1 protein-coding gene is annotated in these 560 nt (G+C 61.2%); it reads left to right on the top strand.

All coding sequences use genetic code 11. The annotated features are described in order from the left end of the window. Positions 1–180: hypothetical protein (locus AC1DY5_RS58125; protein ID WP_478123114.1), on the top strand; the 180-nt coding region annotated here is incomplete at its 5' end. Positions 181–560: the final 380 nt, after the last annotated feature.

Below are 560 nucleotides of genomic sequence, written 5' to 3'. Positions count from 1 at the left end.
GTCCCCGACAACGGCTTCACGGTGGTCGATTCGGTACTGGCTTCTGGTGCCTTGGTGCAGTGCGCCGTTGCCGTCAGGCAGGTGGGCGTGGCCGGTACCTACGACCTGACCTGGACCTCGACGCCGCAACAAGGAGCGCAGCTCTGGCTCGTTGCCGTGCAGGCTTCCGGCATTGTTTAAGCCGCGCACGCTTCGTAGATTCAAACGCCGTTCGCGCCGCGGAGTTCGACTTTGGCTTCGGAAATCCCTTCTTCCGTATTCGCACGGCTGCCCTCAATGCAAATTCACCCGGAAGTTAGCGCCCCTGCCTACTACCTGAATCCGTGAGCCCAGACGCACGCTTGGTCGCGTTGGTTTGTTTTGTTGCGCCGTGCCCGTCCAATTTGACCGCCTGAGACATGACATCACCCAATTCGATGGCATTGGATCGTCGGCATCGCGAGTTGGTGGGCGACTTGTTCGGGTTGGCGTGCAATTGCCCCGCGCCGCAACCTCGCGGGAACGCGATTTTCTGGATCCGTGAGTTTCGTGAGGCCGGTGATCGGCGGCCGGTGATCGGC

Source organism: Variovorax sp. P4_D9, from assembly GCF_056401695.1.
This window is presented reverse-complemented; position numbering and strand designations above follow the sequence as displayed.